General features: G+C 73.1%; 8 protein-coding genes. All 8 read left to right on the forward strand.

The features are described from left to right. The first annotated feature begins 26 nt into the window (after positions 1-26). Genes argB through tyrS form a run of 8 tightly spaced genes read left to right on the forward strand, consistent with a single transcriptional unit; the run spans position 27 to position 8273 of the window. Positions 27-956 (forward strand): acetylglutamate kinase, encoded by a 930-nt coding sequence (gene argB / locus Ae505Ps2_RS19830; protein WP_075311670.1) that lies wholly within the window; start codon positions 27-29, stop codon positions 954-956. Then, complete coding sequence (locus tag Ae505Ps2_RS19835; protein WP_075305859.1) at positions 953-2146, forward strand: acetylornithine transaminase; 1194 nt, start codon at positions 953-955, stop codon at positions 2144-2146. The genes argB and Ae505Ps2_RS19835 overlap by 4 nt, the downstream gene beginning before the upstream one ends. After that, complete coding sequence (gene argF, locus Ae505Ps2_RS19840; protein ID WP_020623716.1) at positions 2146-3069, forward strand: ornithine carbamoyltransferase; 924 nt, start codon at positions 2146-2148, stop codon at positions 3067-3069. The genes Ae505Ps2_RS19835 and argF overlap by 1 nt, the downstream gene beginning before the upstream one ends. Further along, positions 3062-3619, forward strand: coding sequence for an arginine repressor (locus Ae505Ps2_RS19845; RefSeq protein ID WP_020623717.1), 558 nt, complete (start codon positions 3062-3064; stop codon positions 3617-3619). Before argF ends, Ae505Ps2_RS19845 begins: the two co-directional genes overlap by 8 nt. After that, positions 3616-5061, forward strand: a complete 1446-nt coding sequence (gene argH, locus Ae505Ps2_RS19850; protein WP_020623718.1) for an argininosuccinate lyase — start codon at positions 3616-3618, stop codon at positions 5059-5061. Before Ae505Ps2_RS19845 ends, argH begins: the two co-directional genes overlap by 4 nt. Then, the gene (locus tag Ae505Ps2_RS19855) at positions 5058-6281 is read left to right on the forward strand and encodes an aminotransferase class I/II-fold pyridoxal phosphate-dependent enzyme (protein WP_075305860.1); all 1224 of its coding nucleotides are present in this window, start codon (positions 5058-5060) and stop codon (positions 6279-6281) included. Before argH ends, Ae505Ps2_RS19855 begins: the two co-directional genes overlap by 4 nt. Next, positions 6281-6952, forward strand: coding sequence for a DNA-3-methyladenine glycosylase (locus Ae505Ps2_RS19860; protein ID WP_083696022.1), 672 nt, complete (start codon positions 6281-6283; stop codon positions 6950-6952). Before Ae505Ps2_RS19855 ends, Ae505Ps2_RS19860 begins: the two co-directional genes overlap by 1 nt. A gap of 46 nt (positions 6953-6998) precedes the next feature. After that, a complete protein-coding gene (gene tyrS / locus Ae505Ps2_RS19865) occupies positions 6999-8273 on the forward strand; it encodes a tyrosine--tRNA ligase (protein WP_170917062.1) in 1275 nt (424 codons plus the stop codon). Positions 8274-8640: the final 367 nt, after the last annotated feature.

Genomic DNA, 8640 nt, shown 5'->3' on the forward strand with positions numbered 1-8640 from the left:
CCCCGGACGCGCTGCCCCAGCCGCAGATCGCGCGGTCCCCGGAGACCCCGGCCCGACTGAAGCGGGCGGGGGAGAAGGCGGGCGTGCTCGCCGAGGCGCTGCCCTGGCTGCAGCGGTTCCACGGCCGGATCGTCGTCGTCAAGTACGGCGGGAACGCCATGATCGACGAGGAGCTGAAGCAGGCCTTCGCCCGGGACATGGTGTTCCTGCGGCTCGCCGGCATCCACCCGGTCGTCGTGCACGGCGGCGGGCCACAGATCTCGGCCATGCTGAAGCGGCTCGGCATGCCCGGCGAGTTCCGCGGAGGCCTGCGCGTCACCACCCCGGAGACGATGGAGATCGTCCGGATGGTGCTGTTCGGCCAGGTCGGGCGCGAGCTCGTCGGGCTGATCAACGTCCACGGCCCGTTCGCCGTCGGGTTGTCCGGGGAGGACGCAGGACTGTTCACCGCCGAGAAGCGCACCGCGCTCGTCGGCGGCGAGCCCGTCGACATCGGCCTGGTCGGCGACGTCACGAAGGTCAACCCGGACGCGGTGCTGGACATCATCGCCGCGGGCCGCATCCCGGTCGTCGCGGGGGTCGCGCCGGACGCCGACGGCCAGGTCCACAACATCAACGCCGACAGCGCCGCCGCGGCGCTGGCCGGTGCGCTGGACGCCGCGAAGCTCGTGGTGCTCACCGACGTCGAGGGTCTCTACGCGAACTACCCCGACCCGGAGTCGATCATCACCTCGTTGACGGCGGACCAGCTGGAGCCGATGCTGCCCCGCCTGGAGAGCGGCATGGCCCCGAAGATGGAGGCCTGCCTGCGCGCCGTGCGCTCGGGCGTCGGACAGGCCCATGTGATCGACGGGCGGGTGCCGCACTCGGTCCTGCTCGAGGTGTTCACGCACGAGGGCGTCGGCACGATGGTGCTGCCGGACGCCCCCGGTGCCACGGCTGGGGGAACGACATGAACACGCACGCGCAGCGGTGGCAGGCCGCCCTGATGAACAACTACGGGATCCCGCCGCTGACCCTGGTCCGCGGCGAGGGCGCCCGGGTGTGGGACGCCGAGGGTCGCGCCTACCTGGACCTGTATGCGGGGCTCGCGGTCAACGCGCTCGGGCATGCGCACCCGGCCGTCGTCGAGGCGGTGTCCGAGCAGGTCCGCACCCTCGGCCACACCTCGAACTTCTTCATCACCGAGCCCGCGCTGCAGCTCGCCGAGCGGCTGCAGGCACTGCTCGGCCGCGACGACGCCCGCACCCTGCTCTGCAACTCCGGCACCGAGGCCAACGAGGCCGCCTTCAAGATCGCCCGCCGGACGGGCAGGCCGGAGATCATCGCCTGTGAGGGCGCGTTCCACGGCCGCACGATGGGCGCGCTCGCGCTGACCGGGCAGCCCGCCAAGCGGGCCCCGTTCGAGCCGATGCCCGCCGGGGTGAGGCACATCCCGTTCGGTGACGTCGCCGCAATCGACGCCGCGGTGACCGAGCGGACCGCCGCGGTGGTCCTGGAGCCGATCCTCGGCGAGGCCGGCGTGATCGTGCCTCCCGAGGGGTACCTGGCGCAGGCCCGGCGGATCACCGCCGAGCGCGGCGCGCTGCTCGTCCTCGACGAGGTGCAGACCGGCATCGGCCGCACCGGGTACTGGTTCGCCCACCAGGCGCACGGCGTCCTCCCGGACGTGGTCACCCTGGCCAAGGGCCTCGGTGGCGGCCTCCCGATCGGTGCCTGCATCGGGCTCGGCGCCGCCGCAGCCCTGCTCGAGCCCGGGCAGCACGGCACCACCTTCGGCGGCAACCCGGTGACCTGCGCCGCGGCGCTCGCCGTGCTCGACACGGTCGCGGCCGAGGGTCTGCTCGGCCACGTCGACCGGCTCGGCAAGGAGATCCGCAGCCGGATCGACGGTCTCGGCCACCCCCTCGTGGGCGACGTGTCCGGCGCCGGCCTGCACATCGGCATCGGCCTCACCGCGCCGGTCGCCGCGCAGGCCGCCGCGGCCGCCCGCGACGCCGGGTTCCTGATCAACAACGCCACCCCGGACCGGCTGCGGCTGGCCCCGGCCCTGACCCTGACCGACGACGAGGCCGAGGAGTTCCTGACGGCCTTCCCGGCGTTCCTCGACGCCGCCGCGGCCCAGCACGAGGGGCAGGGGAGCTGATGGTCCGCCACCTGCTGCGGGACGACGACCTGACCCCGGCCGAGCAGGCCGATGTCCTCGATCTCGCCGACCGGCTCAAGGCCGACCCCTTCGCCGAGAGCCCGCTGGCCGGCCCGCGTGCGGTGGGGGTCGTGTTCGACAAGTCCTCCACCCGCACCCGGGTGTCGTTCGAGGCCGGGATCACCCAGCTCGGTGGCACCGCGATCATCCTCGACGGCACGACCAGCCAGCTCGGGCGCGGCGAGACGATCTCCGACACCGCCCGGGTGCTGTCGCGCTACCTCGACGCGATCGTGTGGCGCACCAGCGGCCAGGAACGGATCGAGGAGATGGCCGCCGCGGCGACCGTGCCGGTGGTCAACGCGCTGACCGACACGTTCCACCCGTGCCAGATCCTGGCGGACCTGCAGACCGTGCGGGAGCGCTTCGGCCGCCTCGCCGGGCTCACCCTGACCTACCTCGGCGACGGCGCGAACAACATCGCCCACTCGCTGCTGCTCGGCGGGGCCACCGCCGGGCTGCACGTGCGGATCGCCGCGCCCGCCGGGTTCACCCCCGACGACGACGTGCTCCGCGACGCGAAGGCCCGGGCCGAGCAGACCGGCGGTTCGGTCGCACTCGTCGCGGACCCGGTGGCCGCCGTGGCGGGGGCCCAGGTCGTCGTCACCGACACCTGGACCTCGATGGGCCAGGAGGACGACGGCCTGGACCGGGTCGCGCCGTTCCGGCCGTACCAGGTCAACGCCGCCCTGCTGGAGCACGCCGCGCCGGACGCGATCGTGCTGCACTGCCTGCCGGCCCACCGCGGCGACGAGATCACCGACGAGGTCCTCGACGGCCCGGCCAGCGCCGTCTGGGACGAGGCCGAGAACCGGCTGCACGCGCAGAAGGCGCTGCTCGCCTGGCTCCTGCGGCATGGGTGAGACCGACCGCGACCGGAGGAACCCGGTCAACCGGGCCCGACGGCAGGCCGCCGTCATCGACGTGATCTGGAACCACCAGCTGAGCAGCCAGGTCGAGATCATCGGACTGCTCCACGAGCGGCACGGCATCGAGACGACCCAGGCCACGCTGTCGCGGGACCTCGACGAGCTCGGTGCGGTGAAGCTGCGCGGCGCCGACGGCGGGCAGCCGGTCTACCGCATCCCCGAGGACGGCAGCCCCGTGCGCGGCGTCGAGGGCGGCACCGGCCGGGTGGCCCGGTTGCTGGGGGAGCTGCTCGTGTCCGCCGACGCGAGTGGGAACCTGGCCGTCCTGCGTACCCCGCCGGGCGCGGCGCACTACCTCGCGAGCGCGCTCGACCGGGCCGCACTGCACGACGTCGTCGGCACCATCGCCGGGGACGACACGGTCATCGTCGTCGCCCGTGAGCCCCTCACCGGGGCGGAGCTGGCCGAGCGGCTGCAGGACCTGTCCCGGAGGGCCCACGCGGCCACCGGGGCGCACGACGAACGAGAAGGAGACCCGACATGACCGACGCGGACCCCCGACGGGGCGCGGTCGCCGGTGGCGGAGCGCTGTGGGGTGGCCGGTTCGCGTCCGGTCCGGCCGATGCGCTCGCGGCGCTGTCGAAGTCCACCCACTTCGACTGGGCACTGGCCCCCTACGACATCCGCGGCTCGAAGGCGCACGCCCGGGTCCTGCACCGCGCCGGTCTGCTGACCGACGAGGAGCTGTCGGGGATGCACAAGGCACTCGACGAGCTCGCCGCCGATGTCGCCTCCGGGGCGTTCGGCCCCGACCCGGGCGACGAGGACGTGCACACCGCACTCGAGCGCGGCCTGATCGAGCGGGCGGGTGCCGACCTGGGCGGGAAGCTGCGGGCCGGTCGCTCGCGCAACGACCAGGTCGCCACCCAGTTCCGGATGTGGCTGCGCGACGCCGTGCGGCGGGTCGGTTCCGGTGTGCTCGACGTCGTCGACGCACTCGTCGACCAGGCGCAGGCGCACCCCGACGCCCCGATGCCCGGCCGCACGCACCTGCAGCACGCGCAGCCGGTGCTGCTCGGCCACCAGCTCGCCGCGCACGCCCAGGCCCTGCTGCGCGACGTCGACCGGCTGGCCGACTGGGACCGGCGCAGCGCCTGGTCGCCGTACGGCTCCGGCGCGCTCGCCGGTTCCTCGCTCGGGCTCGACCCGGAGGCCGTCGCCGCCGAGCTCGGCTTCACCGGGTCCTCGGCCAACTCGATCGACGGGACCGCCGCGCGCGACTTCGCGGCCGAGGCCGCGTTCGTCCTCGCGATGATCGGCGTCGACCTGTCGCGGCTGTCGGAGGAGGTCATCCTCTGGGCGACGGCCGAGTTCGGCTACGTCACCCTCGACGACGCGTTCTCCACCGGCAGCTCGATCATGCCGCAGAAGAAGAACCCCGACGTGGCCGAGCTGGCACGTGGGAAGTCCGGCCGGCTGGTCGGCAACCTCGCCGGGCTCATGACCACCCTCAAGGGGCTCCCGCTGGCCTACAACCGGGATCTGCAGGAGGACAAGGAGCCGCTGTTCGACTCGGTCGCGCAGCTGGAGCTCCTGCTCCCCGCGGTCGCCGGGATGGTGGCCACCCTGACCTTCCACACCGAGCGGCTCGCCGAGCTGGCCCCGGCCGGGTTCACCCTGGCCACCGACGTCGCCGAGTGGCTCGTCCGGCAGGGCGTGCCGTTCCGGGTGGCCCACGAGGCCGCGGGCGGCTGCGTCCGCGCCGCCGAGGCCCGCGGCGTCGGACTGGAGGACCTGACCGACGCCGAGCTGGCCGCCGTGCACCCGGCACTGGACCCGAGTGTGCGCGAGGTACTGACCGTGGAAGGCTCCATCGCGTCGCGGAACGCCCGCGGTGGGACGGCCGGCGACCGGGTCGCCGAGCAGCTCACCGACCTGCGTACCGCGGTCGGAGCAGCGCGAGAGTTCACCGGAGGAACCGCATGACCGACCCTGCCGCAGCCTACGAGGAGCTCAAGGCCGCCGGCCTGAAGCTCGACCTGACGCGGGGCAAGCCGTCCGCGCAGCAGCTGGACCTGTCCCACGAGCTGCTCGGCCTGCCGGGCGCGGGACAGTTCCGCGCGGCCGACGGCACCGACATCCGCAACTACGGCGGCGGCCAGGGTCTGCCCGAGCTGCGCGAGATCTTCGCGCCGTCGCTCCAGGTCCCGGTCGGGCAGCTGGTGGCGGCCAACAACTCCAGCCTCGAGCTCATGCACGACACCCTCGTGCACGCGCTGCTGACCGCGCTGCCCGGCGCCCCGACCCGCTGGGTCGACGCCGGCCGCGTGGCGTTCATCGCCCCGGTCCCCGGTTACGACCGGCACTACGGCGTGTGCGAGCGCCTGGGGATCGACGTGGTCACCGTCGGCATGACCGCCGACGGCCCCGACATGGACGAGGTCGAGCGGCTCGTCGCCGAGGACCCGTCGATCAAGGGCATCTGGTGCGTGCCGAAGTACTCGAACCCCGACGGCGTCGTCTACTCCGACGAGGTCGTGCGCCGGTTGGCCACCATGCCGACCGCCGCCCCGGACTTCCGGATCATGTGGGACAACGCCTACGCGGTGCACCACCTGACCACCGAGGAGATCGAGATCGCCGACGTCCTCGCGCTCGCGGCCGAGGCGGGCAACCCGGACCGGCCGTTCGTCTTCGGGTCCACCTCGAAGATCACCCTCGCCGGTGCGGGCGTCGCGTTCTTCGGTGCCTCGCAGGCGAACGTCGACTGGTGGCTGAAGCTGGCGTCGAAGAAGACGATCGGCCCGGACAAGGTCAACCACCTCCGTCATGCGCTGTTCCTCAAGGACGCCGCCGGGCTGCGTGCGCACATGGCCGCGCACCGCGAGCTGATCGCCCCGAAGTTCGCCGCGGTCGATCGTCTGCTGACCGAGGCGTTCGCCGACGTCGACGGCGTGACCTGGACGAAGCCGAAGGGCGGCTACTTCGTGAGCCTGACCGTCCCGGACGGCCTCGCCTCGGAGGTCGTGCGCCTGGCCAAGGAGGCGGGCATCGTCCTGACCCCGGCCGGTGCGACGCACCCCTACGGCAAGGACCCGCAGGACGCGACCATCCGTCTCGCCCCGACCCTGCCCCCGCTCGACGAGGTCGAGAAGGCCATGGCCGGTGTCGTGACCTGCGTGCAGCTGGCGCTCGCGCGCCGCTGATGGCGGACGACGACCACACGGCGGGGCCCGGCCGGGACGACCGGCCGGGCCCCGCCGGTCTGCTGGACCGTTCGGTGCTGGCCGTCGACGTCCTGCCCGCCGCGCGACGCCTGCTCGGCTGCGTCCTCGAGGCCGACACCCCCGACGGCACGGTCGCGGTGCGGCTGGTCGAGGTGGAGGCCTACCGGGGCCGCGATGACCCCGCGTCGCACTGCTACCGCGGCCGGACCCCGCGCAACGCGGTGATGTTCGGCCCGCCCGGCCACCTGTACGTCTACTTCGTCTACGGCATGCACTTCTGCGCGAACGTGTCGTGCCTGCCCGACGGCGAGCCGGGCGCTGTCCTGCTGCGCGCCGGCGAGCTGCTCACCGACCCGGGGGTGGCCCGCCAGCGCCGGCCCACCGCCCGCCGCGACGCCGACCTGGCCCGCGGACCCGCACGGCTGGCCGCGCTCCTCGGGCTGCGTCGCGAGGACGACGGGACCGACGTCACCGACCCGGCCTCCCGGGTACGGCTGCGAATGGGGCCCCCGCTCGGTCCGGAGATCGTCCGGTCCGGACCCCGGGTGGGCGTCGCCGCGGCGGTCGAGCTGCCGTGGCGGTACTGGGTCGACGGCTCGCCCGCGGTCAGCCCGTACCGGGCCGGGACGCGCCGTCGTCGCAGCGCCTGAGGAACCCGCGTGCACGCGCCGCGGCGGCCCGACCAAGATGGGCACCGTGGGTACCGACATCCTCGACGACCTGGAGTGGCGCGGCCTGATCGCGCAGAGCACCGACCGCGACGCGCTCGCGAAGGAGCTCGCCGCCGGCGACCCGGTGTCGATCTATGCCGGGTTCGACCCGACCGCGTCCAGCCTGCACGCCGGGCACCTGATCCCGATGCTGACGCTGCGCCGGTTCCAGGAGGCCGGCCAGCGGCCGGTGATCCTCGCGGGCGGCGCGACCGGCATGATCGGCGATCCGCGTGACGTGGGGGAGCGGACGCTCAACGACGCCGCGACCGTGGCCGACTGGACGAACCTGATCCGCGGACAGCTGGAGCGCTTCGTCTCCTTCGACGGCGGACCGACCGGCGCCACCGCCGTCAACAACCTGGACTGGACCGGGCAGCAGACGGTCCTGGAGTTCCTGCGCGACCTCGGCAAGCACTTCCCGGTCAGCACGATGATCTCGCGGGACACGGTGAAGCGTCGCCTCGCCGGCGACGGGATGTCCTACACCGAGTTCAGCTACCTGCTGCTGCAGGCCCAGGACTACCTGCACCTCTACCGCGAGCTCGGGGTGCGGCTGCAGATCGGCGGGTCCGACCAGTGGGGCAACATCGTCGGCGGTGTCGACCTCATCCGTCGGGTGACCGGTGACCACGTCCACGCGCTGACCCTGCGGCTGGTCACCGACTCCGAGGGCCGCAAGTTCGGCAAGTCTACCGGGGGCGGCAACGTCTGGCTCGACCCGGACCGCACCTCGCCGTACGCCTGGTACCAGTACTTCGTGAACGTCGCCGACGCCGACGCGATCACCTACCTGAAGCTCTTCACCTTCCTCGACCGCGCCGAGATCGAGGCGCTGGAGACCGAGCTGGCCGAGAAGCCGCACCTGCGCGGCGCGCAACGGCGTCTCGCCGCCGAGCTGACGACGTTGGTGCACGGCGAGGAGCAGACGAGGCAGGTGACGACCGCGAGCCAGGCCCTGTTCGGCCGGGCGGAGCTCACCGACCTGGACGCGGCCACCCTCGGCGCCGCGCTCGCCGAGGTGCCGACGGCCGACGCCGGCCCGGCCGACACGATCGTCGACCTGCTCGTCGCCACCGGCCTGACCGACAGCAAGGGCGCCGCGCGTCGTGCGGTGAAGGAGGGCGGCGCGTACGTCAACAACGTCAAGATCGTCGACGAGGAGTGGGTGCCGGGTGCCGGTGACGTCCTCGACGGCGGCTGGCTGGTGGTGCGCCGGGGGAAGCGCAACCTGGCCGGTGTGCGGGTCCGAGCGGCCTGATCGGCCGTTGACCTGCAAGAACACCGGAAGGGGACCCCCCTGTTCAACGGCTCCGGAGCATCCTGTAACTTTCTCGATGTCGCCAGGACGGGACGGACGAGAGCGAGACCGGCCGACAGGCCAGGGACGCGGATCCGGACCGGAGGCGACGGCCCAGGAACTCCACTTCGGTGTAGATCCGGCCGCCCGGAGTGAGGCTTGACGCCGCTCTCCGGTACACGTAGCATAAGAGAGTTGCCTCCTCGCGGGGCCGACTCTGACGCCCCGGGGCGACGGCCATCAGGCCCGGTCCCCGAGCGCGGGTGTCTTTTGAGAACTCAACAGTGTGTCGAGCTATATTGAATCGGTTTGGCGTTTTGTGCCAGAT

This window comes from Pseudonocardia sp. Ae505_Ps2 (assembly GCF_001932425.1).
Classification (GTDB): domain Bacteria; phylum Actinomycetota; class Actinomycetes; order Mycobacteriales; family Pseudonocardiaceae; genus Pseudonocardia.